Source organism: Bifidobacterium ramosum (assembly GCF_009299505.1).
GTDB lineage: Bacteria > Actinomycetota > Actinomycetes > Actinomycetales > Bifidobacteriaceae > Bifidobacterium > Bifidobacterium ramosum.
The window spans coordinates 129,020-153,898 of the sequence record NZ_WBSM01000003.1 but is presented as its reverse complement, the minus strand read 5'-3'; the positions used below and the strand labels follow the sequence as shown (position 1 = coordinate 153,898).

The 24,879-nt window shown below is 63.0% G+C and carries 19 protein-coding genes and 2 pseudogenes; 17 read left to right on the top strand and 4 right to left on the bottom strand.

Annotation, left to right across the window (positions count from 1 at the left end; genetic code table 11):
• Positions 1 to 300 precede the first annotated feature (300 nt).
• The 6 genes from DSM100688_RS04785 to DSM100688_RS04760 all read left to right on the top strand — a co-directional run bounded on the left by DSM100688_RS04785 (position 301) and on the right by DSM100688_RS04760 (position 6,025).
• A complete protein-coding gene (locus tag DSM100688_RS04785; RefSeq protein WP_152358011.1) occupies positions 301 to 1,008 on the top strand; it encodes a GntR family transcriptional regulator in 708 nt (235 codons plus the stop codon).
• Positions 1,009 to 1,306: 298 nt separating this feature from the next.
• Positions 1,307 to 2,647: a PTS sugar transporter subunit IIC gene (locus DSM100688_RS04780; protein WP_204316659.1), complete on the top strand. Its 1,341-nt coding sequence runs from the start codon at positions 1,307 to 1,309 to the stop codon at positions 2,645 to 2,647.
• 202 nt (positions 2,648 to 2,849) lie between these two features.
• Positions 2,850 to 3,149, top strand: a complete 300-nt coding sequence (locus DSM100688_RS04775; RefSeq protein WP_152358010.1) for a PTS sugar transporter subunit IIB — start codon at positions 2,850 to 2,852, stop codon at positions 3,147 to 3,149.
• Positions 3,150 to 3,232: 83 nt separating this feature from the next.
• Positions 3,233 to 3,592 (top strand): PTS sugar transporter subunit IIA, encoded by a 360-nt coding sequence (locus DSM100688_RS04770; RefSeq protein WP_152358009.1) that lies wholly within the window; start codon positions 3,233 to 3,235, stop codon positions 3,590 to 3,592.
• Between the two features lies 1 nt (position 3,593).
• Positions 3,594 to 5,027 (top strand): 6-phospho-beta-glucosidase, encoded by a 1,434-nt coding sequence (locus tag DSM100688_RS04765; RefSeq protein WP_152358008.1) that lies wholly within the window; start codon positions 3,594 to 3,596, stop codon positions 5,025 to 5,027.
• Positions 5,028 to 5,173: 146 nt separating this feature from the next.
• Positions 5,174 to 6,025, top strand: coding sequence for an HAD family hydrolase (locus DSM100688_RS04760; protein ID WP_152358007.1), 852 nt, complete (start codon positions 5,174 to 5,176; stop codon positions 6,023 to 6,025).
• A gap of 102 nt (positions 6,026 to 6,127) precedes the next feature.
• Here DSM100688_RS04760 and DSM100688_RS04755 read toward each other — a convergent pair whose 3' ends face one another.
• Together DSM100688_RS04755 and DSM100688_RS04750 are read right to left on the bottom strand one after the other, a co-directional pair.
• Positions 6,128 to 7,177, bottom strand: coding sequence for a LacI family DNA-binding transcriptional regulator (locus tag DSM100688_RS04755; RefSeq protein ID WP_152358006.1), 1,050 nt, complete (start codon positions 7,175 to 7,177; stop codon positions 6,128 to 6,130).
• Positions 7,178 to 7,293: 116 nt separating this feature from the next.
• Positions 7,294 to 7,554, bottom strand: coding sequence for an HPr family phosphocarrier protein (locus tag DSM100688_RS04750; RefSeq protein ID WP_152358005.1), 261 nt, complete (start codon positions 7,552 to 7,554; stop codon positions 7,294 to 7,296).
• 283 nt (positions 7,555 to 7,837) lie between these two features.
• Between DSM100688_RS04750 and ptsP the strand changes: the two genes are divergently transcribed.
• The 5 genes from ptsP to DSM100688_RS04725 all read left to right on the top strand — a co-directional run bounded on the left by ptsP (position 7,838) and on the right by DSM100688_RS04725 (position 14,887).
• Complete coding sequence (ptsP, locus tag DSM100688_RS04745) at positions 7,838 to 9,487, top strand: phosphoenolpyruvate--protein phosphotransferase (RefSeq protein ID WP_152358004.1); 1,650 nt, start codon at positions 7,838 to 7,840, stop codon at positions 9,485 to 9,487.
• A gap of 312 nt (positions 9,488 to 9,799) precedes the next feature.
• Positions 9,800 to 10,744, top strand: coding sequence for a virulence RhuM family protein/type II toxin-antitoxin system death-on-curing family toxin (locus DSM100688_RS04740; RefSeq protein ID WP_152358003.1), 945 nt, complete (start codon positions 9,800 to 9,802; stop codon positions 10,742 to 10,744).
• A gap of 212 nt (positions 10,745 to 10,956) precedes the next feature.
• Entirely contained in the window at positions 10,957 to 11,511 is a 555-nt protein-coding gene (locus tag DSM100688_RS04735; protein WP_152358002.1) for a YbhB/YbcL family Raf kinase inhibitor-like protein, read from the top strand.
• Between the two features lie 32 nt (positions 11,512 to 11,543).
• On the top strand, positions 11,544 to 13,202 hold the full coding sequence (locus tag DSM100688_RS04730) for a C69 family dipeptidase (RefSeq protein WP_152358001.1): 1,659 nt from the start codon (positions 11,544 to 11,546) through the stop codon (positions 13,200 to 13,202).
• A gap of 167 nt (positions 13,203 to 13,369) precedes the next feature.
• On the top strand, positions 13,370 to 14,887 hold the full coding sequence (locus DSM100688_RS04725) for a formate--tetrahydrofolate ligase (protein ID WP_152358000.1): 1,518 nt from the start codon (positions 13,370 to 13,372) through the stop codon (positions 14,885 to 14,887).
• A 214-nt stretch (positions 14,888 to 15,101) separates the two neighbouring features.
• Here DSM100688_RS04725 and DSM100688_RS04720 read toward each other — a convergent pair whose 3' ends face one another.
• Positions 15,102 to 15,449: a phenylpyruvate tautomerase MIF-related protein gene (locus tag DSM100688_RS04720; RefSeq protein ID WP_152357999.1), complete on the bottom strand. Its 348-nt coding sequence runs from the start codon at positions 15,447 to 15,449 to the stop codon at positions 15,102 to 15,104.
• Positions 15,450 to 15,552: 103 nt separating this feature from the next.
• Between DSM100688_RS04720 and DSM100688_RS04715 the strand changes: the two genes are divergently transcribed.
• The 5 genes and pseudogenes from DSM100688_RS04715 to DSM100688_RS04700 all read left to right on the top strand — a co-directional run bounded on the left by DSM100688_RS04715 (position 15,553) and on the right by DSM100688_RS04700 (position 21,034).
• Positions 15,553 to 16,089 (top strand): GtrA family protein, encoded by a 537-nt coding sequence (locus tag DSM100688_RS04715; RefSeq protein WP_163146851.1) that lies wholly within the window; start codon positions 15,553 to 15,555, stop codon positions 16,087 to 16,089.
• Between the two features lie 299 nt (positions 16,090 to 16,388).
• Positions 16,389 to 16,877: a MarR family winged helix-turn-helix transcriptional regulator gene (locus DSM100688_RS04710; RefSeq protein ID WP_152357997.1), complete on the top strand. Its 489-nt coding sequence runs from the start codon at positions 16,389 to 16,391 to the stop codon at positions 16,875 to 16,877.
• A 368-nt stretch (positions 16,878 to 17,245) separates the two neighbouring features.
• Positions 17,246 to 18,061: pseudogene (locus DSM100688_RS12340) on the top strand (ABC transporter permease); the annotation flags it as partial.
• 207 nt (positions 18,062 to 18,268) lie between these two features.
• Positions 18,269 to 19,093, top strand: a pseudogene (locus DSM100688_RS12335) (ABC transporter ATP-binding protein); the annotation flags it as partial.
• 90 nt (positions 19,094 to 19,183) lie between these two features.
• Positions 19,184 to 21,034, top strand: coding sequence for an ABC transporter ATP-binding protein (locus tag DSM100688_RS04700; RefSeq protein ID WP_152358096.1), 1,851 nt, complete (start codon positions 19,184 to 19,186; stop codon positions 21,032 to 21,034).
• A gap of 489 nt (positions 21,035 to 21,523) precedes the next feature.
• On the opposite strand, the gene DSM100688_RS04695 is transcribed toward DSM100688_RS04700, so the two are convergent.
• Positions 21,524 to 22,486: an FAD:protein FMN transferase gene (locus DSM100688_RS04695; protein WP_204316660.1), complete on the bottom strand. Its 963-nt coding sequence runs from the start codon at positions 22,484 to 22,486 to the stop codon at positions 21,524 to 21,526.
• A 446-nt stretch (positions 22,487 to 22,932) separates the two neighbouring features.
• Here DSM100688_RS04695 and DSM100688_RS04690 point away from each other — a divergent pair, with 446 nt between their 5' ends.
• Positions 22,933 to 24,339 (top strand): MFS transporter, encoded by a 1,407-nt coding sequence (locus DSM100688_RS04690; RefSeq protein ID WP_163146831.1) that lies wholly within the window; start codon positions 22,933 to 22,935, stop codon positions 24,337 to 24,339.
• The last annotated feature ends 540 nt before the right edge of the window (positions 24,340 to 24,879 follow it).

Below are 24,879 nucleotides of genomic sequence, written 5' to 3'. Positions count from 1 at the left end.
TGCAAAAACGTACGCTGAGCGGTCGCTGGAGTACGTTTCTGCTGGCAACGCTGCAGAAACGTACGCTGGGCGGCGCCATCTGTACGTTTGTGCTGGTTGCTTTGCAACAACGTACGGATGGAGCGGCGTGGTGTACGGTTGTGCCGGCGACGGGGGCGGATGTATGCATAGTGAGCGGAAGCATGTGTTGCGCGCATAAGGCGCCATATACTTGAGTTATTCGAAGAATGTGAAGTTATGCGATTTTTGAGCGGCGCGACGGCGTGATCGCGGAATCGCTGATATTGGCGAGGAGTTCGTATGACCGTGAAGCAGCGGGAATTGGCCGGCAAGATACTGCGTCGCATCGAATCGGGTGAGTTCTCCGAGACGAACCGTCTGCCCACCGAGGACCAGCTCATCGAGCAGTATGGTGTGTCTCGGTACTGCGTGCGCGGCGCGATCGCCGTGCTCGCCGAGGCGGGCGAGGTGTTTCCGGTGCGCGGTTCCGGCGTGTTCGTGCGTGAGGAACGCGACGGCATATACATGCCGATCAGCACGTCCTACGGCATCGCGGCTGATTTCCCGGACAGGAAGGTTGTTTCGCAGGTGCGCGAGCTTGCATTGACCCGTACGGACGAGAAGCTGGCGAAGCGCATGCGCTGCGATGTGGATGCTCCGGTGTGGCGCGTGGTGCGTTTGCGGTGTGTGGATGACCTGCCGGTCAGCTATGAGACGGCTTGGTATCTCAAGGAGTATGTGCCTTTTCTTAACGAGGACATAGCGTCCGGATCGTTGTACCGGTATATGCGCGATGATCTGGGGCTGCGTTTCGGGTTCACCGACAAGGTGATCCATGTGGACTGGCTTGGCGCGGAGGCCGCGCGTCAGCTGGGGCTCAAAGAGGGGGATCCGGCGATCTGCATCGAGGACGACGCGTTCCTGTCGAACGGCAGGCTGTTCAATGCCTCGTACAACCTGTATCACTACAGGAACGCAAGGTTCTACTCGATGGCCTCGATGCGTTGATGGCGGGCGCCGTGTGTCGCTTGCGATGACGAATAGCGTCACATTGTCAAAAAATTATTCGAATAAATTTTTGACGTTAGAGCGTCGTATTGCGATCATAGGTGCGCCGAACTCTAGTGTTTTCAACGGTTTTCGATTGGGAAACCGCGTGTTTTCATCAATTTGACTCGGTGTAAATCGCTTGTATATAATGAAGCCATAGTTATTCGAATAACTCAAGAAATTGCGAACAACTGGAAACCATACAAGGAAGAGGGGCTAAGCCGCCCTGACATCCCAAGGAAGGGAAAGACACAAGATGAAGGAAAAGATGCAAGCCATCGGCGATGCGATGCTGAATGGCTTCATGAAGTTCGCCAGCCTCAAGGCGCTGGTAGCATTGAAGGACGGCTTCGTCCTCACCATGCCGGCAACCTTGATCGGCTCGCTGTTCCTGCTGCTCGCCAACCTGCCGTTCGAGGGCTACAGCGATTTCATGGCCGGTATTTTCGGCGACATGTGGAACGTCGGCCTTAACCAGGTCTCCACTGCAACGTTCAACATCCTGGCCATCATCGTGGCGGTCGGCATCGGTTATGCCTACGCCCGCAACGAGAAGTGCGACGGCATCTCCTCCGGTCTGCTTTCGCTCGTCGCGTTCTTCATCGTCTCCCCGTCCTCGATGACCCTGTCCAAGGACAACGTCGAGGCCCTCGGCGACAAGACCGCTGAGCTCTCCGGCATCTTCAACCAGACCTGGACCGGCTCCAACGGCATCATTTCCGCCATCATCATGGGTCTGCTCGTCGGCTGGGTCTACACCGCCTGCATCAAGCACGACCTGAAGATCAAGATGCCTGACGCCGTGCCGCAGGGCGTCACCAACGCCTTCTCCGCCCTGATCCCGGGCCTGTTCGTCGTCACCGGCTCCGCCATCCTGTACCACCTGTGCAAGGTGTTCGGCGGCCTGTCCCTGACCGAGCTCATCTTCAAGATCCTCCAGATCCCGCTGCAGTCCCTCACCGATACCTGGGGCGGCGCGATCATCATCATCGTGCTCATGTCCCTCCTGTTCTGGTGCGGCATTCACGGCGCCAACGTCGTCTCCGGCGTGGTCACCCCGCTCCTGCTCGCCAACACCCTGAGCAACCAGAAGCTCTTCGATGCCGGCGTCACCCCGTACACCAAGGCCAACGGCTACCACTACCTGACCCCGCAGGTCATCGACTGCTTCTGCAAGTACTCCGGCGTCGGCCTGACCGTGGGCCTGCTGGTCGCCGCCCTGCTCTTCGCCAAGTCTGAGCAGCTGCGCACCGTCTCCAAGCTCTCCATCGTGCCGGGCATCTTCGGCATCAACGAGCCGGTTATCTTCGGTCTGCCGATCGTGTTCAACCCGATCATGCTCATCCCGTTCGTCCTGACCCCGCTTGTCGCCATGGTCATCATGTACGGCGCGATCTCCATCGGCTTCATCGCTCCGTTCGGTGCCGTTCAGGTGCCGTGGACCACCCCGCCGATCATCTCCGGCATCATCCTCGGTGGCTGGAAGGCCGCTCTGCTGCAGGTCATCATCGGTGTGATCGCCGTCTTCATCTACATGCCGTTCGTGAAGATGCAGGACAAGATCTGCCTCGAGCAGGAAGCCGGCACCGCCGAGTGATCGGTTCGTGCAAACGAGCTGACACGGCGAGACGGATACTGATACAGACGTACCCCTCCTGTCTCTGAAAGAACAGTCGGCCGTGCCGCGGGTCCCCGGATCGGCGACACGGCCCTCTGTACTGCAACCCAACATAATTCAACACAACACAACGTCGTCCAACCGACAACCAAACCACACATTATTCAAAGGAGAATCAATCATGAAGATCGTACTGTGCTGCTCCGATGGCATGTCCACCAGCATCCTGGTCAAGAAGATGCAGGACGCGGCCGCCAAGCGCGGCGAGGACTTCGACATCTCCGCCATGCCGGTCTCCACCCTCGAAACCAACGCCCAGGACGCCGACGTCATCCTGCTCGGCCCGCAGGTGCGCTACATGCTCAAGGACATCCAGAAGGAATTCCCGAACAAGCCGGTCGAGGTCATCGCCCCGCAGGACTACGGCATGGCCCGCGGCGACAAGGTGCTCGACTTCGCCCTCAAGCTCGCCGGCAAGTGATCGGCCGCCGAATCCGACAGTCACGACAGTCTCGACAAGCAAGACACGCAAACCGATAACGAACCGACAGAAAGCGTAACGAAATGGCAGACGAAGAAGCATTCGATCTGGAAACCACCTGCTTCCAGCTGATCACCGCGGCCGGCACCGCCAAGTCCGACTACATGGAAGCCCTGAACAAGGCCAAGGAAGGTGACTACGAAGGTGCCAAGGCGTCCCTCGAGGAAGGCGACACCAGCTACCGCGAAGGCCACGCCGTGCACTCCGGCCTCGTCCAGCGTGAAGCGGCCGGCAACCCCGTCAAGATGGGTCTGCTGCTCACTCACGTTGAGGATCAGATGATGGCCGCGGAGGTGTTCCGTGCGATGGTCGTCGAGATGATCGACCTGTACAAGCGCCTCGACGGCAAGACCGAGGCCGACGGTAAGGGTCAGGAAGCCTGACATGAAGTTCCCCGAAGGATTCCTCTGGGGCGGCGCGGTCGCCGCACATCAGCTGGAAGGCGCGTGGAATGTGGACGGCCGTGGGCCGAGCATCTGCGACGTGCTGACCGGCGGCGCGCACGGCGTCAAGCGAGTCATCACCGCCGACGGCGTGGAACCGGGCAAGAACTACCCGAACCAGCGCGGCATCGACTACTATCACACGTTCCGTGAGGACGATGCGCTCTTCCAGGAGATGGGTTTCAAGTGTTTCCGCACCTCCATCTCGTGGTCGCGCATTTTCCCGAACGGCGACGACGCCGAGCCGAACGAGGCCGGCCTCAAGTTCTACGAGGAGCTGTTCCGCGACTACCGTGCCAAGGGCATGGAGCCGGTGGTCACGCTCTCGCACTTCGAGATGCCGCTGGCCCTCGCCAAGCAGGGCGGTTTCACCAACCGCAAGGCGATCGACTGCTTCGTGCGTTTCGCCACCACGGTGATGGAGCGCTACAAGGATCTGGTGAAGTACTGGCTGACCTTCAATGAGGTCAACAACCAGATGGAAATGCACACCGAGATCTTCCCGTACACCAACTCCGGCATCATCCCCGACCCGAACGACACCCCGCATGAGGTCGAGCAGAAGGTCTGGCAGGCCATCCACCACGAGTTCGTCGCCAGCGCGCTCGTCGTGCGCAAGGGCCACGAGATCAACCCGAACTTCAAGATCGGCTGCATGCTCGCCATGGTGCCGATCTACCCGGCGACCTGCCGTCCGGACGACGTGATGCATGCCGAAGTCCTGATGCGCGACCGTCTGCTGTTCGGCGATGTGTACTGCTATGGCGAGTACCCGCACTACCTGACGCATCGTTGGGAGCGCGACGGATTCGACATCAAGATGGAGCCCGGTGACGCCGACATCATCAAGCACGGCATCGTCGACTTCATCTCGATCAGCTACTACATGTCCGCCGCCGTCTCCGCGGACGCGGTCGGCAGCTGGGATGGCCACGGTCTGCCCGGTCAGGTACGCAACCCGTACATCGCCGCGACGGACTGGGGCTGGCAGATCGACCCCGTCGGCCTGCGCTACGTGCTGTGCACGCTGTACGAGCGTTACCGCAAGCCGATCTTCGTCGTCGAGAACGGCATCGGCATGTACGAAACGCCCGACGAGCATGGCTACGTGGCCGATGACGCGCGCATCGCCTATCTGCGCTCGCACATCGAAGAGGTCGGCAAGGCCATCGCACTCGACGGCGTGGAGGTCATGGGCTACACCGTGTGGGGCTGCATCGACGTGATCTCGTTCGGCACCGGCGAGATGAAGAAGCGCTACGGCATGATCTACGTTGACGCCGACGACTACGGCAACGGCACGTACAAACGGTCTCGCAAGAAGTCGTTCGAATGGTACCGCAAGGTCATCGCCAGCAACGGCGAGGAGCTGTGAACCACCGGATATCGGATCGCTGAGCGCCGATAGTGACAAGGGTCGGGATGACGCATGCATCTCGGCCCTTGTCGTGTATATGAACACTTGTTCTCTATGAAGTACTCGCGGGCACTGGTCGCAGGCCCGGAAGGGAGCGCAACGTCATGCCGCGCAAACTGATCATGCTGGACATCGACGGCACGCTGGTCGGCCGCACCCACCGCATCCCCGCCGATGCGGTACTCGCCGTGAACGCCGCGCAGGCGAATGATCATCTCGTGATGATCTGCACGGGCCGCGCGAAGCCGGAGATCGAAGACCATATCCTCGCTCCCGGATTCGACGGGGTGATCGCTGCGTCGGGCGCGTACGTCGAGGTCGGCGGCAAGGTGCTGTCCGAAGCGTTCATTGACCCCGAGGTCGTCACCCGCGTGACGCAGATCTTCGAACGGCTCGGCGTGGACTATCTGTGGCAGTCGTCCAAGGGCATGTGGGCCACGTCCGGCTATCTGACGCGGCTGAAGGTGCGTTCGCGGTTCTCCGGCACGTCGCGGGAGTCGACGCTGCGGTACTGGCACGACATCGACCACGCCCGCGACCGTGCCAGCGCGCTCGGCCGGCCGATCGGCGAGCTGGTGCCGGCCAGCAAGGGCACGTTCCTGGTGCCGCCGTGGTCGAAGGTCACCATCGACGACGTGCGCGAGGCGATCGGCGACTATCTGACCGTGATCAACGGGTCGATGGGCCTGTTCGCCAAGGTGAACGGCGAGGTGATGATTCCCGGCGTCACCAAGGGCTCGGCATTGCATGGCGTCGCCGAAACGCTGGGCGTGGACGAATCCGACACGATCGCAGTCGGCGACAGCGACAACGACCTGCCGATGCTCATGGTGGCCGGGGTGGCCGTGGCGATGGGCAACGGCACCGATTCCGTGAAGGAGGTGGCCGATTTCGTGACCGCCGACGTGGATCGGGGAGGGTTGCTCGACGCGTTCACGCGGCTTGGGTTGATTTGATGCTGATCTGATGTCGAACCGACGCGGAGTGATGGTTGATCTGTTTCGGTTCGCTTCGGATTGCGCGATTCGGATCGTTTCGGATCGCGCGGGCGGCCGTCGCTACGCTGCGCGACTCGACCCGCGGATGATAAGCTGCGGCGGCAGCATGATATGCGCGGGCGTGGCCGGTCCCGCGGCGATCAGACGCAACGCCTCGGCGACGATCTGCTGCACCGGCGGACGCAACGACGTCAGCTGCGGCATCGTCGTCATGGCGAGCGGCGAATCACCGTACCCGACGATCCGCACATCCTGCGGCACGCGCAGATCCAACGCATCCAACGCGATCATCGCGCCGAACGCCACCGCATCGTCGCAGCAGATCAGCGCCTCCGGACGCAGCCGATACAGGTCGTCGCGGCCGGACCGGTCGAGCGCGTCACCAAACAGCCGCATCGCGCAATGGAACCCGCGCTGCACGGTCCGCTCGCCAAACTGACTCCACTCGTTGCGCGTGAACAGCGTGCGCGACCGCACTTGCGTATGGAACATCGCGAACAGTTCCGCGGACTCGAACGACACGTCCTTGCCGGCCAGATACGCGACCGACCGCGCTCCGGATTCGGCCAGATGCCGCACGCTCGCCTCCATGGCGGCGTTCTCGTCGATCGACACCATCGACGTGCGGAACGAGCTTTGCCGGCCGCCGACCTGCACGATGGGCGTGTGCCGTGCGAACCGTTCGAGCGTGTCGGTGGGGTCGGTGCCGGGTGCGGGGATGACGATGAGCCCGTCCACGTTGCGGGCGGTGAGCGATTCGAGGCGTTCGGCCTGCAGTTCGCGGGTGGCGCCGATGCCGAGCAGGAGCTGTTGCGCATCCACGTCGATCATCGGTTCGAGCTCGTCGAGCAGCTGCGCGCTGAGCGGATCGGTGGCGGACGGGATAAGCAGGCCGATGGTATTGGTCACGTCGGAGCGCAGGGCGCTGGCGGCGTAGTTGACGGAATAGTTGAGTTCCTCGGCGGCGGCGCGGACGCGACGGGCGATGTCGTCGTCCTTGGTGCGTTTGCCGGAGAGGACGCGCGAGACGGTGGCGGTGGAGACGTTGGCCAGCGCGGCGACGTTGGTGATCGAAGCGGCGGCGGATGCCGGTTTGGCCGTCGTGACCATGCTGCCTCCTTGCTGCTGGCGTGTGGGTTTGGATTGCGGTTGCTTCGGGCGAATATAATACGGCCGCCCGTTTGCGTTGCGGGCGGCCGTATCGACAGGATAGGAGGGAACGGGCGTTACTCGGCCGCGACGAGGATGCCGGTCAGGTTGTCGGCCACGGATTCGGCGTTGTCGCCCTCGACGTCGATCACGACGTTGTCGCCCTGCTTGATGCCCAGGCCCATGACGGACAGGATGGAGCCGGCCGGAACCGGGTTGCCGCCTTCCTTGGCGATGGTGACGGTGCAGCCGGAGGCGGTGACGGCCTGAGCGAACTGAGCGGCCGGACGGGCGTGGATGCCGACGGGGTCGTTGATGGTGATGGTGCGGGTAACCATGGGACACTCCTTTGCGTCTGGATGCGGTACGGGTTGCGTACGGTTGCGTTTTACTGTGCGGCCGCGGTTGGCTTTGGCTGCTGATTGACGAGTATAACACGGATTTGCTGGACTTTTCGGAAAACGTTTACTGTTGGCGTGTCGCGGTTTTATAGGCGTATACTTGCGGGTGGTTGAAAATGATTTACCGGCGAGGATGTTGGTGGATCACCACGGGCCGTTCCGCGGTCGGACGGTTCGCGACAAACCTAGGCGGGCATCCGCAGAACAGGAGATCAGTCATATGGAAATCAAGGGTGTTGGCATTGGTCGTGGCGTCGCGGTCGGTCCGGTCATTCGCATGGCCGCCCCGCTGGAGGAGCCGGCGGATACCCCGCGTCCCGAATCCATTCCCGCCGAAACCGAGATCGAGCGTGTCACCAAGTCGCTGGCGCTCGTGAACGCCGACCTCAACCGTCGCGCCGAGGAGGCCGCCAACGGCGACGAGGCCACCAAGAAGGCCGCGCCGATCCTGCAGGCCATCGCCATGTTCGCCTCCGACCCGTCGCTGGCCGAGGGCATCAACACGTTCATCAAGCAGGGCAAGACCGCCGAGCGCGCCGTGTTCGACGGCTTTGCCGGCATCGAAGCCATGTTCAAGGCGATCGGCGGATATCAGGCCGAGCGTGCCGCCGACCTGCACGACGTCGGCCAGCGCGTCATCGCCGATCTGCTCGGCGTGCCGGCCCCGGGCGTGCCGTACTCCGAGACCCCGTTCGTGCTCGTCGCCGAGGATCTGTCTCCCGCCGACACCGCCGCACTCGACATGGACAAGACCCTCGCCATCGTCACCTCGCAGGGCGGCCCGACCTCGCACACCGCCATCCTCGCGCGCGCCCGCGGCATCGTCGCGGTCGTCTCCGCCGCCGAAGCCGCCGATCTCAAGGACGGCGAGCAGGTGATCGTCAACGCCGCCGCCGGCACCATCACCACCGATCCGACCGAAGAGCAGATCAACGCGGCCGAGCATGCCAAGGCCAAGGCGGCCGCCGCCAAGGAGCTGCGCGGTAAGCCGGGCGCCACCAAGGACGGCCACCACATCCCGCTGCTCGCCAACGTCGGCAAGCCGGCCGACGCCGACCCGGCGCTCGAGTACGGTGCCGAAGGCGTGGGCCTGTTCCGTTCCGAGTTCCTGTTCATCGGCAACTCCGAGCCGCCGAGCGTCGAGGAGCAGACCAAGGCGTACGCCGAGCTGCTCAGCCGCTTCCCGGGCAAGAAGGTCGTGATCCGCATGCTGGACGCCGGCGCGGACAAGCCGCTGCCGTTCCTCACCCCGGAGGACGAGCCGAACCCGGCCCTCGGCCTGCGTGGCCTGCGCACCCTGCGCGAGCACATGAACGTGCTCGAAGGCCAGCTTAAGGCCCTCGCCGCCGCCGACGCCCAGACCGACGCCGACCTGTGGGTCATGGCCCCGATGGTCGCCGACGAGCACGAGGCCGCGTACTTCGTCAAGCTCGGCAAGAGCTTCGGCCTCAAGAAGGTCGGCGTGATGGCCGAGGTGCCGTCCATCGCCATCATGGCCGACAAGGTCGCGCAGGTCGCCGACTTCGTGTCCATCGGCACCAACGACCTCACCCAGTACACCATGGCCGCCGACCGTACGCTCGGCTCCGTGGCCAACTACCAGACCGCGTGGCATCCGGCGGTGCTGCGCATGATCAAGCTCATCGCCGACGCCGGCAACAAGTACGGCATGCCGGTGGGCGTGTGCGGCGAGGCCGCGGCCGATCCGGATCTGGCCGTTGTGCTCGCCGGCATCGGTGTCAACTCGCTGTCGATGACCCCGGTGGCCCTCGACGACGTGCGCGCCGAGCTCGCCAACTGGACCCTTGAGGAGGCGCAGGAGAAGGCCGCGAAGGCCCTCAACGGCGACTTCTATAAGCCGGCCGAGTGAGTTTCCGGTTTCGTCGCGGCGGTCGGGTCGGTCGTCGCGACGAAACCGTTGCACGATACGTGTGGTACGTGACCGCAACGACGGTTGCGTAGCCTCATTCCCTTCCTCCTCCTCAACGGACATACAGCCGATTTCTCGTCGAAATCGGCTGTATGTCCGTTGTTTTATGTGCGTCGACCTCCTCGGCGATCCCCTGTGTGGCGGAAAGCGCTCGCTGAGACGCGTCTCAGCGAGCGCTTTCCGCCACGCTGCGTTATGCACGGCCGCGATACGATACACTGAGGCTTCCATCAATTTTCGGACTTGGGGGCAATGATGACGGTCAAGGACATCGCACTGTATCGATCGGACGACGGTTCCGTTCAACTGGAGGTCAGCGTAAACGGTGACACCGTGTGGCTGACGCTCAATCAGATGGCAGAGCTATTCAGTCGTGACAAATCGACCATATCGAGGCACATCAGGAACATTTTCGCGGAAGGGGAATTATCCCGTGATGAGGCAGTTGTTGCAAAAAATGCAACAACTGCCAGGGACGGTAAAACCTACCAAGTCGACTACTACAATCTCGACGTCATCATCTCGGTTGGATACCGGGTCAAATCACAGCGTGGTGTACAGTTCCGCCGCTGGGCGACGAACGTGCTCCGCCAATACCTGATGAACGGCTACGCAATCAACGAACGTCGACTGGAACAGCTGGGAAAGGTCGTCGACATCCTCGCCCGCAGCAACGACCAACTGGCCGCGGGAATCGCGGACGTCGTATCCAGATATCTGCCGGGACTGGACATGCTTCGCGACTATGATGCGCACGAACTATCCCCCGATCCCCAAAGCAGGCCGGTGTGGGAGCTCACGATCGACGATGTTCGGCGGATCGTCGCGCAACTGCGCGGGGCATACCCGGACGATGCGTTGCTCGGGCAGGAGCGGGGCGATGCGATCGAGCGCATCATCGGCGTGATCTACCAGAGTTTCGCCGGGCAGGATCTCTATCCCACCGTGGAGGAGAAGGCGGCGCATCTGCTGTATTTCACGGTGAAGGACCACCCGTTCTCCGACGGCAACAAGCGGACGGCCGCTGCACTGTTCGTGAGCTTCCTCGAACGAAACGCGGATTCGTTCGGCGAGGACCGTCGTCCGCAGATCACCAATAACGATCTCGCGGCGGTCACGTTGCTGATCGCCGTCAGCGATCCCGGCGAGAAGGATCTCATGATCGATCTGGTGGAACGTATGTTGGCCACGCAGTGACGTCGTTGTGATATCGGCTGCAAAACCGTACATATGGGATCGCTTGGCGTACGGTTGTGCAGCAGTAACTGCAAAAACGTACATATATCGACCCGTAGCGTACGTTTTTGCAGCCGGCGGTCACCCGCGTGGCGGGAAGCGCTCGCTGAGACGTGTCTCAGCGAGCGCTTCCCGCCACGCTGCGTTACATACGGCCGCGATACACTGAGGGCATGAAGATTTCCGCTGATTTCACGGTGGTACCCGACGACTTCGCGAAAGCCGCCGCGCCCGAATACCGCAATGGCGGCGTGCCCGTCATCTCCTTCCCGTTCTACATCGACCAGATCGCCCCGGACGTGCGTTACCTGCACTGGACGTTCACCGATCCCGACTCGATCCCGGTGTGCGGATTCGAATGGATCCACTGGACGGTCGCGAACCTGCCGATCGACGCGCTCATGTACGACTTCAACGACTCGCACGCGCTGCAGATCCCGCCGGACTTCTCCCGTCAGCTGCCTGCGATGATCCCGGAGGCCGTGCAGGGCCGCAACTCGTCCGCGTCCAAATTCGTCGGCCGCGACAACGACCCGGCCGTGACGATGCGCTACAACGGTCCGCAGCCGCCGGACAAGGACCACGATTATTACCTGCACGTGTGGGGTACCAAGGAGCCGCTGCCTGGTCTCAATCAGGGATTCTGGATGAACGAGCTGCTTCACGCACTGAGAAACTGCGGCGAAACCCCCGACCAGGGCGGTATCTTCGTTACCGGAAAAGCGTGATCTCGTAATCATTCCAGAAAGGAAGCACACACATGGCCTGCACCACGATTCTGGTCGGCAAGGACGCAAGCTACGACGGATCCACGATCATCGCCCGTAACGAGGACAGCTCCAACGGCGAGTTCAACCCGAAGCGCTTCGTCGTCGTCAAGCCGGAGGAACAGCCGCGCCACTACCGTAGCGTCATCTCGCACGTCGAAGTCGATCTCAGCGACGAGGAGCCGCTGCAGTACACCGCTGTGCCGAACGCTGACACCAAGGACGGCATCTGGGGCGAAGCCGGCGTGAACGAGGCGAACGTCGCGATGAGCGCCACCGAAACGCTCACCACCAACGAGCGCGTGCTCGGCGCCGATCCGTTCGTCGAACTCCAGCCGGCGCACGGCAAGCCTGGCGACGCCGACTACGAGCCGGAGGTCCCCGGCGGCATCGGCGAAGAGGACTTCGTCACGCTCGTGCTGCCGTATGTAAAGACCGCGCGCGAAGGCGTGCAGCGGCTCGGCGCCCTGCTCGAGGAATACGGCACGTACGAGATGAACGGCACCGCGTTCTCCGACGTCAACGAGATCTGGTGGATGGAGACCGTCGGCGGCCATCACTGGATCGCCAAGCGCGTGCCGGACGAGGCGTACGTGACCATGCCGAACCAGCTCGGCATTGACGAGTTCGACCTCGACGACGCGCTCGGCGAGCAGGAGAACCACATGTGCTCCGCCGACCTCGCCGAGTTCATCGAGGACAACCACCTCGACCTGTCCGTCGAGGCGACCTCGCCGTTCAACCCGCGCGATGCGTTCGGCTCGCACTCCGACCAGGACCACGTGTACAACACGCCGCGCGCATGGTCGATGCAGCGCTTCCTCAACCCGTACGACGAGGTGTGGGACGGCCCTGACGCCGACCACAAGCCGGAGTCCGACGACATCCCGTGGGCGCGCCAGCCGGAACGCAAGGTCACGATCGAAGACATCAAGGACGTGCTGTCCGATCACTATCAGGGCACCCCGTACGATCCGTACGGCAAGCTCGGCGACGATCGCACGCGCCACATGTACCGTCCGATCGGCATCAACCGCCAGAGCCAGCTGTCGGTCATGCAGATCCGCCCGTACCGCCCGCAGGTCAGCCGCGCGATCCAGTGGCTCGCCTACGGCTCCAACCCGTTCAACACGCTCGTGCCGTTCTATCCGAACGTCAACGCGACGCCGAAGTACTTCGAGGACACGACCACGCGCGTGACCACCGAGAACTTCTACTGGGAGAACCGCGTGATCGCCGCGCTGTGCGACGCGCAGTACGCCGACACGCGCCCGTTCGTGGACCGCTACCAGCAGCTGACCGGCGCGCTCGGCCACCAGTTCGTCGCGCGGACGGACGCCGAGGTCAACGCGATGGACGGCGTGTGGCCGACGGTCGCGGAAGCCGTGGCCGAGGCTGCGGCCGATGCGGACGACGCCGAGATCGACGGTCTGGACGAGTTCGATGCGGACATCGACCTCGACGTGCAGCCGATGGAGCCGGACGAGATCGTCGAGGCGGTGCGCGCGAACACGGCCGTGCGCGACGTGCTCACCGCGGCCAACGAGCGGCTTGCGGAGCGGCTCAAGGCCGAGACGGACAAGCTGCTCGACACCGTGCTTTACACCACGAGCATGAAGATGAAGAACGGCTTCCATCTGTCCGATTTCTAAGGTGTCGTTCGGTGACGTCGTTTGATGACGTTGTTTGATGACAGTGTTCGGTGACTGAGGGGTAGTCAGAAGGGTAAGCCTATAATCTTCTGACTACCCCTCAGTCTCGTTGTGCGAGTCGGCTCCCCTGCCCGGTGGAGCCCAGTAGGTGAGAAAGGATCCCGTATATGACCTCCATCGAGGATTTCACCAGCCAGTACGGTCTGGTCAAGAAGATCGACGCATTTGGCTACATGGACTGGCTCAAGTCCAACCCGGACGCGCCGCGCAAGCACGGCAAGGTCGTGCTCGTCACCGCCGACACGCCGCTCAAGGCGAGCCGCGGCGAAGGCAAGACCACCACCACGATCGCGCTCATCGACGCGTTGCGTGCGCGCGGCATCGACGCGACCGCCGTGCTGCGCCAGCCGAGCATGGGCATCACCGCGGCCGGATCGAAGGGCGGTGCGTCCGGCGGCGGCAAGGCGTCGCTGACCCACCCGGAGCTCATCGACTGGGGTCTGTGTGGCGAGATGGCCGCCATCGCGGCCGCGCAGAACCTGCTCGTCTCGTTCGCCGAGAAGGCGATCGACGAGGGACGTCTGGACGATGTGCTCGTGCCGCGCGTGTCCGAGGTGCCGTCGCGTTCGCTGCGTTCGATCGCGGTGGACTACGGCAAGGGCAACGTCGCGGAGCGCGTGGTGCTCACCCCGACCTCCGAGATGATGCAGATCGTGTGCCTGTCGCGTTCGATGGATGAGCTGGGCCAGCGTGTGTCCCGCATGATCGCGGGCACCAAGGACGGCAAGGCCGTGACGTTCGGCGAGTTCATCGACCTGTGGCGCATCACCGACATGCTGTCCGGCGCGGTGCAGCCGGCGCTCACCGAGACCGTGAACGGCTCGCCGGTGTACGTGCACGGCGGCCCGTTCGCGAACGTGTCGATCGGCATTCCGACGCTGATCTCCGTGGAGATGGCGTGTGCGCTGCACGACGTGGTGATCGTCGAGGCCGGCTACGGCACCGATGCGGGCGCGCAGAAGTGGCTCGACATCGCATGCCGCGAATACGGCGCGCAGTGGCCGTCCGCCGCGGTGGTCGTGACCCGCGCCTCGACGTGGCGTGACGATCCGGAGCTGGCGTGGCGTTACCCGTTCCATGTGAACCGCCTCGAGGGCCTTGACATTCCGACGTTCCCGCTGGTTAACCTGTGGGAGGGCGAGGACGATCAGATTCCGGCGCTGCGCGAGACCGCCGCGAAGCTGGAGTTCCGCGATCCGATCATCGGCAACCTGTACCGTGACGGCGGCGCCGGTCTGGCCTCGCAGCTGGACGGGTTCGTGGACGCGCTGCTCAACGGTTCGATGCCGGCGCGGCCGCACAGCCACAAGGGCATGTCGGTGATCGAGAACGTGAAGTGGGTCGCCGAGCATGCGTACGGCGTGCCGGCCGAGCGCGTGCTGCTCAAGGACGGGTTCGTGGCGTCGCGTGACGCGGCGGTGGCGCTGTGCGAGTCGGCCGGCCTGTCGCTGGCGGATCTTGCGCTGGTCGCGGTGAAGTCGCCGGCCACGATGACCGACAACGATCGACTGCCGGAGGATGAGCGCACCGTGACGCTGAAGAAGGTCGAAGTGCATGCGGGCGCCGGTCTGGTGCAGGTGAACCTGACGACGTCGCTCACGACGCCGATGCCGAAGATCGTGTGATCTGACGTCGGTCGTGCGTTTCCTTTGACGGACATACAGCCGTTTTCATCGATGGAATCGGCTGTATGTCCGTTATTAATAATGAAGGTGACGTACTCGATGAGAGTCCATCACCCCAAACGCTTCTCCCCTCAACGGACATACAGCCGATTCCAACGATGAAAACGGCTGTATGTCCGTTGAGGGGTGTGCCGTACGCGGCACGACGTAACGGCTAGAAGTTGCCGCCGTTCCAGCCCCAGTCCGTCGTGGCCGTGTATCGGATGTACGTACGGTCCTCCGGAATGCCGAGCGTCGTATGCAGCGCCGTCATGATCGACTCGGTCAGCTTCTCCCACGCCGAACCCGGCACCGAACGGCCGAACACGTTCACCTCGACGTACGCGGCCGGCTGATCGTCGGAGCCGCCGAAGTAGATCGGCATCTCGTCCTCGAACGGGCACATCAGCCAACCTTCGGACTTGCCGGGCACCGCGGTGATCGCCTTGCCGTACGCAGCCTTCAGCGCCTCGCGCTGCTCGGGCGTCGTCTTGACGGAAACATGAGTGTGGATAACGGGCATAGTGGCCTCCTTGTGTGGAATACGTACCGTTCTCCATCCTAATCGCGCCGCGTCAAGCGCAGCGTGTTAAATGTCATGAGTGAAGAAACTCATTGCGCAGCTTATGAAATTCGGCATCGTCGGTGCGGTCGCCTTCGTCATCGACTGGGGCATCCTCAACCTGCTCGTCGGCGTGTTCCATATGCACAACGTGCTCGCCGCCACCATCTCGTTCATCATCTCGCTGGTGTTCAACTATCTGGCGAGCATGAAATTCGTGTTCAAGCACCGCCCGGACATGGCGCGGTGGATGGAGATCGTGATCTTCGTGGGCGCCGCGGTGGTGGGCCTGTTCATGAACGACGCGATCATCTGGATTTCGACGTACGGCATGAATCACGACGCGTACGTGTCGCAGCACGCCGAGTATCTGTTGCGCACGAACATCGGCAAGCTCGTCGCGACGGCCGTGGTGATGGTGTGGAACTTCCTGATCCGCAAGTGGCTGTTGGACGATACGCATACGAACGCGATGAACCGGCTGCGCTCGGCGGACAACCGGCTGACGCCGGAGGAGCTCGAGGCCAAGTGGGAGCGCAGCTTCTCGCATCGGCTCGGCGTGTGGTCGCTGGAGCATACGCCGAAGGGCTGGCCGAAGTAGGTTGTGACGGTCACGTCGATCTGCCGATGGGGTGGCTTGATCGACGATGAGCGGGGCGGAGAAACGGTGGTCGCGGGTGCGGCCGCCGTTTTTTGTTGCGTGTTTTTCTCTCCTGACGGACAACCAGCCGATTCGGCGGGGTGAATCGGCTGGTTGTCCGTTATAGAGATGTGGCGTGAGTGGGATTTTATTGTATAGGGTAAGATATTTTCTGGTGTAAGATATTATGATGCGATGAGTGGAAACGTCGCCGTGATGGACGGGGATGTGCCGGGCGTATTGCGAAGGGAGCGACGCGAATGGGGTTCGAACAGGAGGCCGTCGACGAGCTGTGGCGTACCGCGTGGTGCCATCGGTCGGACATGCAGCGGGAATTGGCTCGTGGCGCGCAGGGCGAGATGTTCGCGATCCGTCAGCTCGCGCATCATGGCACGATGACGCCGTCGCAGCTGGCCGTCGCCCTCAATGCGACGTCCGGCCGCATCTCGACGCTGCTGTCCGCGATGGAGAAAAAGGGCCTGATTACGCGCGAAATCGACCCTGCCGATCGCCGCGTGGTGCTGGTGAACCTGACCGATGAGGGGCGTGAACGCGGGCAGCTGGACATGCAGGAGGCGCGCGACGCGATCTGCTGGATCTTCTCGCAGATGGGGGAGCGGCGCACGCGCGAGTTCGTCGATCTGACGCGCGAGTTCATGACGTACATGTCGATCTGCCGCCCGGGCAAGCCGCGGCCGACGCCCGAGGAGGTGCGCAAGGCGTTCGAGGGCGCCAAGGACAAGGCGTAACGCGCGTCGCGTCCGTAACGGCGGCGCTCGTCCCTGCGTGGCAGAAAACGCTCGCTTGGGAGTCCCCGAGCGAGCGTTTTCTGCCACGCGACCGTCGTTCGGAAGGGTTGTGGCGAAAATCGCTCGCTGAGCAGCGCTCGGTGAGCGGGAGCCGCCATGGTGATCTGGTTGCCGCACGATGTGCGACTTGCGTCGCATGCGGAGCGCGGCGCCTCCGTCGTCGGGACGTGATCCGGTCGCCACGCGGGTCGCATTCTCAGGAAATCGTCAGTATCAGGTGTAATATCTTACACTGTAAGTAATTTAATACTGGAATATAATTTGAAAACATCAGTCATCCATCAACCAACAACACAAGGGGAACCGCAATGCTACGCATCATGAAATACCTCTCCAAAGCGGAGATAGGCCAGATGCTCATCGCCCTGGTGACCATCGTCGGACAGATCTGGTTCGATCTCGAACTGCCCGACTACATGTCCGACATCACCACGCTCGTCGAAACGCCGGGCAGCGAGATGCGCGACATCTGGATCGCCGGTGGCAAGATGCTGCTCGTCTCGCTCGGCTCGGTCGCCTGCGCGGTCGTGACCGGCTTCATCGCGGCCCGCGTCGCCGCCAGCTTCGGCCAGCGCCTGCGCTCGCTCGAATTCCGCAAGGTCGAATCGTTCGGCCCGGCCGAAATGAGCCGATTCTCGACCGCCAGCCTCATCACGCGTTCGACCAACGACATCACGCAGATCCAGATGTTCATCACCATGGGCCTGCAGCTCATCGTCAAATCGCCGATCATGGCCGTCTGGGCCATCATGAAGATCGCCGGCGACGGCTTCGAATGGACGCTCGCCACCGCCATCGCGGTCGTGATCCTGCTCGTCGCGATCGCCGTGCTCATGGCGCTCGTCATGCCGAAGTTCAAGGCGATGCAGCAGCTCACCGACAACATCAACCTCGTCGCCCGCGAAAACCTGACCGGCCTACGCGTCGTGCGCGCGTACAACGCCGAGGATTATCAAGAAGCCAAGTTCACCAAGGCCAACAAGGACCTCACCGACACGCAGCTGTTCACCAACCGTGCGATGGCCGTGATGATGCCGCTCATGAACACCGTGATGAACGGGCTCATGCTCGCCGTCTACTGGATCGGCGCCAGCCTGATCGACGCGGCCGCGCTCACCGACAAGCTCACCGTGTTCTCGAACATGGTCGTCTTCTCCAGCTATTCCGTGCAGGTCATCATGAGCTTCCTGATGATGAGCATGGTGTTCGTGCTGTGGCCGCGCGCCGACGTGTCCGCGCAGCGTGTGCTCGAAGTGCTCGACACCGAGCCGCTCGTGCGCTCCGGTGGCGACCAGGCCGCCGACGTGGCGCGCATCGGCGGCAATCAGACCGGCACCGTCGAATTCCGCGACGTGAGCTTCACGTATCCCGACTCGCGCGAGCCGATCCTCGAACACGTTTCGTTCGCCGCCGAGCGTGGCCAGACCGTCGCGTTCATCGGCGCGACCGGCTCCGGCAAGACCTCGTTGATCAACCTGGTGCCGCGCTTCTATGACGTGTCCGCTGGGCAGGTGCTCGTCGACGGCGTGGACGTGCGCGACTGGGACCTGACCGCGCTGCGAGACCGGATCGGCTATGTGCCGCAGCGATCCGTGCTGTTCAAGGGCACGGTCGCGAGCAACATCAGCTACGGCGACGACGTGCGCGATGGTGCCGGCGGTGTCGCTGACAGTGTTGCGAACGATGGCGGCAATGCGAACGATGGCACGATAGAAGCGACCGATGATCGTCGCGAACGTGTGCAGGAAGCGGCCGACGTCGCGCAGGCGACGGAATTCGTCAATCGCATGGACGGCGGGTTCGACGCGGCGATTGCGCAGGGCGGATCGAACGTGTCCGGCGGTCAGAAACAGCGCCTGTCGATCGCACGCGCCGTCTACCGCGACCCGGAGATCCTGATTTTCGACGACTCGTTCAGCGCGCTCGACTTCAAGACCGACCGCGAGGTGCGCGACGCGCTCGCGGAACACGCCAAGGGATCGACCAAGCTGATCGTCGCGCAGCGCATCGGCACGATCATGAACGCCGACCGGATCGTCGTGCTCGACGACGGCAAGGTCGTCGGCCAGGGCACGCACCGCGAACTGCTCGACAACTGCGAGATATACCGGCAGATCGCCGAATCCCAGCTCAGCAAGGCGGAACTGACCGCGTAAGGGCCGTGCCCTCGGCTCCCCTCGGTGAGGGAACCAAGAACGTATTCGTGAAAGGACTTATTTATCATGCCAGGACCAATGAACCGTCCGATGGGACGCGGGCCGCACGGCCCGGCGGGCGGCGGCCCCGCGGAAAAGCCGCAGGACTTCGGCAAGACCATGGGCAAGCTCATCCACTACTGCCGCAAGTACATCCCCGTCATCATCATCGCGCTGATCCTTGGCGCGGCCGGTACGATCTTCCAGATCATCGGACCGGACAAACTCAAGGACATGACCAACGAAATCACCAAAGGCCTGCCCGCCGTCGTCCACGGCAAGCCGGTCGCCGGGTCGATCGACTTCGCCGCCGTCGGCCGCATCGGCTGGCTGCTCGTCGCACTGTACGTCGGCTATGCGGTCCTCAGCTACCTGCAGAGCTGGCTGATGGCGAACGTTACGCAGCGCACCGCCCAGCAGCTGCGCGAGTCGATCAGCGTGAAGATCAACAAACTGCCGCTCAGCTATTTCGACAAGGTCAGCTACGGCGACGTACTGAGCCGCATCACCAACGACGTCGACGCAATCGGGCAGACCCTCGGCCAGTCGCTCGGCTCGCTCATCACGTCCGTGACGCTGTTCGTCGGCGCGCTGGCCATGATGTTCTGGAACAACTGGATCATGGCCCTGTGCGCGATCGGATCCAGCCTGCTCGGCCTCGTGCTCATGGGCGCGATCATGGCCGTCTCGCAGCGGTACTTCGTACGCCAGCAGGCCGCGCTCGGCGACGTCAACGGACACGTCGAGGAGATGTACGCCGGGCACCTCATCGTCAAAGCATACAACGGCGAGGCCGATTCGATCCGCCGCTTCGAGCGGTACAACGCCGACCTGTACGACTCCGGCTGGAAGTCGCAGTTCCTGTCCGGCCTGATGATGCCGCTCATGCAGTTCGTCGGCAACTTCGGCTACGTGGTCGTGTGCGTGGTCGGCGCGGCGCTCGCGATGGACGGGCAGATCGAATTCGGCGTGATCGTGGCGTTCATGATGTACATCCGCCTGTTCACGCAGCCGTTGGCGCAGTTTGCGCAGGCGTTCCAGAACCTGCAGCGGTGCGCGGCCGCATCCGAGCGCGTGTTCGGCTTCCTCGAGGAGCCGGAGATGGCCGACGAATCCGATAAGCCGGCGCTGCTCGGCATGGGCCGTGCGGGCGGCACGGGCGCGCCGGTGCGCGGCGACGTCGAGTTCTCGCACGTGCGGTTCGAATACGAGCCGGGCAAGCCGATCATCAACGACTTCTCCGCGAACGTTTCGGCCGGCCAGAAGGTCGCGATCGTCGGCCCGACCGGTGCGGGCAAGACCACGATGGTCAACCTGCTCATGCGGTTCTATGAGATCGCGAGCGGGCGCATCACCATTGACGGCGTGGATACCAAGAGCGTGCCGCGCTGGAACGTGCACGACCAGTTCTCGATGGTCCTGCAGGACACGTGGGTGTTCCGTGGAACAGTGCGTGAAAACATCGCGTACGCGAAGCCGGGCGTGACCGATGCTCAGATCGTCGCGGCATGCCGCGCGGTCGGACTCGACCACTACATCCAGTCGCTGCCCGACGGATACGACACCGTGCTCGACGAGAACACGTCGCTGTCGGCCGGCCAGAAGCAGCTGCTCACGATTGCAAGGGCCATGGTGCAGGACGCGCCGATCCTGATCCTCGACGAGGCGACCTCGTCGGTCGACACGCGCACCGAGGAGCTCATCCAGAAGGCGATGGACGCGCTCACCGTCGGGCGTACGAGCTTCGTGATCGCGCACCGGCTGTCCACGATCCGTGACGCCGACATGATCCTCGTCATGAACCACGGCGACGTGATCGAGCGCGGCACCCACGACGAGCTGCTCGCCGCGGGCGGGTTCTACGCCGACCTCTACAACAGCCAATTCACGCTCGTCGGATAACGGAGTGTCCGCAGCGTTGCGGGAGACTCGACGTACCTTCGTACGCCTTCGTCTCCCGCGCCTTGCGGACACACGCGTTATCCAACGAGCTACGCTCACTGGGGAGTGTCCGCAGCGCCGCGCGAGGGGTCTCTTTAACGGACATACAGCCGATTTAGGTGGGTTGATCGGCTGGATGTCCGTTGGGGGTGGTGCGGGGACGGCCGTAACTCAACAGGATCTGGTGTCTCATGTTGAGTTACGGTCGTTTTTCGAGGTACAGACGACCGTAACTCAATGGTTGAGGGCGGTTGTTGTTGAGTTACGGTCGCCGTGGGCCGGGAAATCGGCTGGATGTCCGTTGGACTAGGGAAGTGATGAACGTGATGGTGCGGCGTCGGACTGGACTTCGGACATGCTGCATCTTCCTCAACGGACATACAGCCGATTGGTGGGGTGGAATCGGCTGTATGTCCGTTGAGGGGAGGACGGATTGAGAGACGAAGAGCCTTATTGGACGAACGGGTGCCCCGGAAAATGATGGGAGATGGCCGCCGTGCGATCGGCGCGCAGCACCGCGCACTCGAAATGGTCGGGGACGCGGGCGGCCAGCAGGTTCGGATCGGCGACGAACAAGGCGGTCGCCAGCCCGTCGGCTACAGCGGTCGGGTAGTCTGCTGTAGATAGCGCGGTTTGCCGATCGTCGGTACGTACGACGGTCCACGTCGCGGCTACGTCGCGCACCGGTCGTCCGTCGATCGCATTGAGCAGATGATGCAACGCGAGTCGTCCCGCCGCCTGCCAGTGACGGCGACTCGGTGCGCTCGCACAGCACGCGCCGGCCGATATCTCTGCCGTGCCGACCGCCCGGCTGACGTCATCCGGATCCTCCAACGCGACGACGACAGGCTGTGACGATCGCACGAACAGGTCGCCGCCGGCATCGATCAGCAGCTCGTCATGCGGCATCATCGCACTGAGCAGATCGACCAGATATCCTTTGCCGCACGCGCCGAAATCAAGATGCACCGCACGTCGCGTGACCAACGTCGAGCCATACCGCTCCACATCGCCGCGCCAAGTCGGCCGCCCATGTACCGCGCCCAGCCGTCCGTCCGCGTCGGGCGCGACCGTGAACGTGTAGTCCGCGCCGTAACCGAGTCGCATCAGGTCTTCGCCGACGCACGGGTCGATCGCGCCGTCCGTCGCCGCGCACAGCGTGTCGTACAGGTCGAACAGCGGGGTCGACCAGTCGGGGAAATCGAACGTGCCGCCGTGCGTGGCGTCGCCGATCGCGGTGACCAGCGAGTCGGCGCGGAAACGTGACAGGACGGATTCGTAGGTGTCGATGAACGCGGTGATCGTTGCGTGGTCGTCGTGGTCTAGTTGTACCGCGGACCGCACGATGATGCCGGTGCCCAGTGCGCGGGGGAATGCGGCGACGTGCGGCATGCGTTCGGTCAGTGCGGTCATACGGCCTATCGTAGCCGGGCATGCCCGATTCTCTAACGGACATACAGCCGATTTAGGTGCCTGAATTGGCTGTATGTCCGTTAGAAGGAGAGAATGCGAGAGAAAGTATGGGGCTGAGGATAGGGGGGGGCTGTGTAATGGCGGGGCGGAGGCGATGCAAGCCGAGTCGTCGGCCGAAGAGGATCGTTCCTAACGGACATACAGCCGATTTGAGGGGTGAAATCGGCTGTATGTCCGTTAGGGAGAGGGGTACGTCTTGAGAGGGGAGCATGTCCGTTGGAGAGGGTGGCATGTCCGCTAGGGGAAGGTGTGCCGAGGCGTGCCTGTACGAGGATACGGGGTAGTGGGAGCGAGGACGTGCGGCGTGATGTGGCGAGAACGCGGCGGGGCGCGTTATAGTATTGACATAGTGTCAATGTTGATCGGGAGGTTCGAAGATGAGCACCATGACGCAATCACCACAGGGTACCGCGCAATCGGCCGGGACACCAGCAGTCAAGGACCTACCCACCGCGAAGGTGTGGGCGTTTGCGACCGGACAGTTCGGCTGGGCGCTTCTGAGCGGTATCATCTCCAACTGGCTCGTGTACTTCTACCAGCCTGACGCTGAAACCATCGCGCAGGGCCAGACCGTGTTCGTGCCGCAAGGCCTCGTCATCCTCGGGATCGTCACCGTCGTCGGCGGCATCACCGCGTTCGCCCGCTTCTTCGACGCGTTCGTCGACCCGGCCGTCGCAAGCCTGTCCGACCGCAGCACATCCCCGCGCGGCCGCCGCATCCCGTTCCTGCAGTTCGCCGCCCTCCCGCTCGCCGTCGTCACCGTCCTCGTCTTCTGGAGTCCGGTCAACTCGACCAGCTGGGCGAACGCCGCGTTCCTGTTCGTGACCGTCATCGGCTACTACATCGCGCTCACGTTCTACTGCACGCCGTACAACGCGCTCATCGCCGAGCTTGGCCACGACTCGAAACAGCAGCTCAACATCTCCACGACCATCTCGTTCACGTTCATCGCCGGCACCGCCGTCGCGTACGTCGCTCCGGTCATCTGGGGCGCGTTCGTGCCCGGACTCGGCCGCGTGAACGCCATTCGCGTCACATTCACCATCCTCGCCGCGATCGCGTTTGTCTGCATGCTCGTGCCCGCGCTCACCATCGACGAGCGCGAATACGTGGATTCCAAGCCGACCAGCGAGGACACGCTCACCTCGCTCAAGGAGACGTTCCGCGACCGCGAGTTCGTCAAGTTCGTGAGCTCCGACATCGTGTATTGGATCGCGATCACGATGTTTCAGACCGGTCTGCCGTTCTTCGTGACGAGCTTGCTCAAGTTGCCGGAGACGAGTACGACGATCTATTTCGTGCTTATGACCGGCGTTTCGGTGCTGTTCTACCTGCCGGTGAACATGTTCGCGGGTCGCGTCGGCAAGAAACGGCTGATGCTGGTCGGATTTGTGATCTTCACCTGCGCGTATGTGTTCGCGTCGCTGCTCGGTTCGGGTGTGCTTGGTGCGATTCCGGCGATGGCGCAGGGTGTGGTGCTGTCGGTGGCGTGCGCGATCCCGATGGCGATCTTCGGCATTCTGCCGCAGGCCGTGGTGGCGAATATCGCGGGCGCAAGCTCGAAGACGACCGGCGAGGACCGGCAGGGCATGTTCTACGCGGCGCGCACGTTCGCGATGAAGATGGGACAGAGCCTGTCGATGCTGTTGTTCACCGGCCTGAGCACGATCGGCGCGGGGAGTGGCTTCGGATACCGTGCGGCCGCCGTGTGCGCGGCGGTGCTGTGCGGCCTGGGCGGGCTGATCTTCGCGTTTTACGACGAGAAGAAGGTGCTCGCTGTGCTGGAGGCGTGACGTACTCCGACGGACATACAGCCGATTTGGTGGTGGGGATCGGCTGTATGTCCGTTGAGGGGTGGTTGGGATTGCTCCCCTCAGTCAGCTTTGCTGACAGCTCCCCTCGGAGAGGGGAGCCAGTATTGCAGGGGAGGGGAGCCAGCGAGCTGCGCAAGATTCGCGGTGCCCCGCTACCGGGACAGCTCTCCTCGGGGAGGGAGCTGGCGAACTGTGGCGGTCGGCGTGTTGCGGCGGGAGGCCAGCGGCGGAATATCGGATGGTGAGACGGTACGTGATCCGGATTGTCGGGACGCGCACGCGCCGAATGGCGGATTCTGGCGGTTTACGGAATACTCATATTCCGTTGCGGCGTCACTACCGCAAAACAACCGAAAAATCAAGACTGTTTTTTCTGGAAGTTTCCTCGTAATTTATAGGCCGGTGGGTGAAACACCCGCCTGCGCATATGAGAGGAAGCTTCACCAATGTCGAATCGTGCCATGATGACAGTCGCCACGGAACCCGTGGGCGGCGAGTCGGTCGCGCGTACGGCAACGT

Excerpts from the sequence above, each read along its gene's own strand:
- DSM100688_RS04785 (WP_152358011.1), top strand. The coding sequence starts at position 301 with ATGACCGTGAAGCAGCGGGAATTGGCCGGCAAGATACTGCGTCGCATC.
- DSM100688_RS04780 (WP_204316659.1), top strand. The coding sequence starts at position 1,307 with ATGAAGGAAAAGATGCAAGCCATCGGCGATGCGATGCTGAATGGCTTC.
- DSM100688_RS04775 (WP_152358010.1), top strand. The coding sequence starts at position 2,850 with ATGAAGATCGTACTGTGCTGCTCCGATGGCATGTCCACCAGCATCCTG.
- DSM100688_RS04770 (WP_152358009.1), top strand. The coding sequence starts at position 3,233 with ATGGCAGACGAAGAAGCATTCGATCTGGAAACCACCTGCTTCCAGCTG.
- DSM100688_RS04765 (WP_152358008.1), top strand. The coding sequence starts at position 3,594 with ATGAAGTTCCCCGAAGGATTCCTCTGGGGCGGCGCGGTCGCCGCACAT.
- DSM100688_RS04760 (WP_152358007.1), top strand. The coding sequence starts at position 5,174 with ATGCCGCGCAAACTGATCATGCTGGACATCGACGGCACGCTGGTCGGC.
- DSM100688_RS04755 (WP_152358006.1), bottom strand. The coding sequence starts at position 7,177 with ATGGTCACGACGGCCAAACCGGCATCCGCCGCCGCTTCGATCACCAAC.
- DSM100688_RS04750 (WP_152358005.1), bottom strand. The coding sequence starts at position 7,554 with ATGGTTACCCGCACCATCACCATCAACGACCCCGTCGGCATCCACGCC.
- ptsP (WP_152358004.1), top strand. The coding sequence starts at position 7,838 with ATGGAAATCAAGGGTGTTGGCATTGGTCGTGGCGTCGCGGTCGGTCCG.
- DSM100688_RS04740 (WP_152358003.1), top strand. The coding sequence starts at position 9,800 with ATGATGACGGTCAAGGACATCGCACTGTATCGATCGGACGACGGTTCC.
- DSM100688_RS04735 (WP_152358002.1), top strand. The coding sequence starts at position 10,957 with ATGAAGATTTCCGCTGATTTCACGGTGGTACCCGACGACTTCGCGAAA.
- DSM100688_RS04730 (WP_152358001.1), top strand. The coding sequence starts at position 11,544 with ATGGCCTGCACCACGATTCTGGTCGGCAAGGACGCAAGCTACGACGGA.
- DSM100688_RS04725 (WP_152358000.1), top strand. The coding sequence starts at position 13,370 with ATGACCTCCATCGAGGATTTCACCAGCCAGTACGGTCTGGTCAAGAAG.
- DSM100688_RS04720 (WP_152357999.1), bottom strand. The coding sequence starts at position 15,449 with ATGCCCGTTATCCACACTCATGTTTCCGTCAAGACGACGCCCGAGCAG.
- DSM100688_RS04715 (WP_163146851.1), top strand. The coding sequence starts at position 15,553 with ATGAAATTCGGCATCGTCGGTGCGGTCGCCTTCGTCATCGACTGGGGC.
- DSM100688_RS04710 (WP_152357997.1), top strand. The coding sequence starts at position 16,389 with ATGGGGTTCGAACAGGAGGCCGTCGACGAGCTGTGGCGTACCGCGTGG.
- DSM100688_RS04700 (WP_152358096.1), top strand. The coding sequence starts at position 19,184 with ATGGGACGCGGGCCGCACGGCCCGGCGGGCGGCGGCCCCGCGGAAAAG.
- DSM100688_RS04695 (WP_204316660.1), bottom strand. The coding sequence starts at position 22,486 with ATGACCGCACTGACCGAACGCATGCCGCACGTCGCCGCATTCCCCCGC.
- DSM100688_RS04690 (WP_163146831.1), top strand. The coding sequence starts at position 22,933 with ATGACGCAATCACCACAGGGTACCGCGCAATCGGCCGGGACACCAGCA.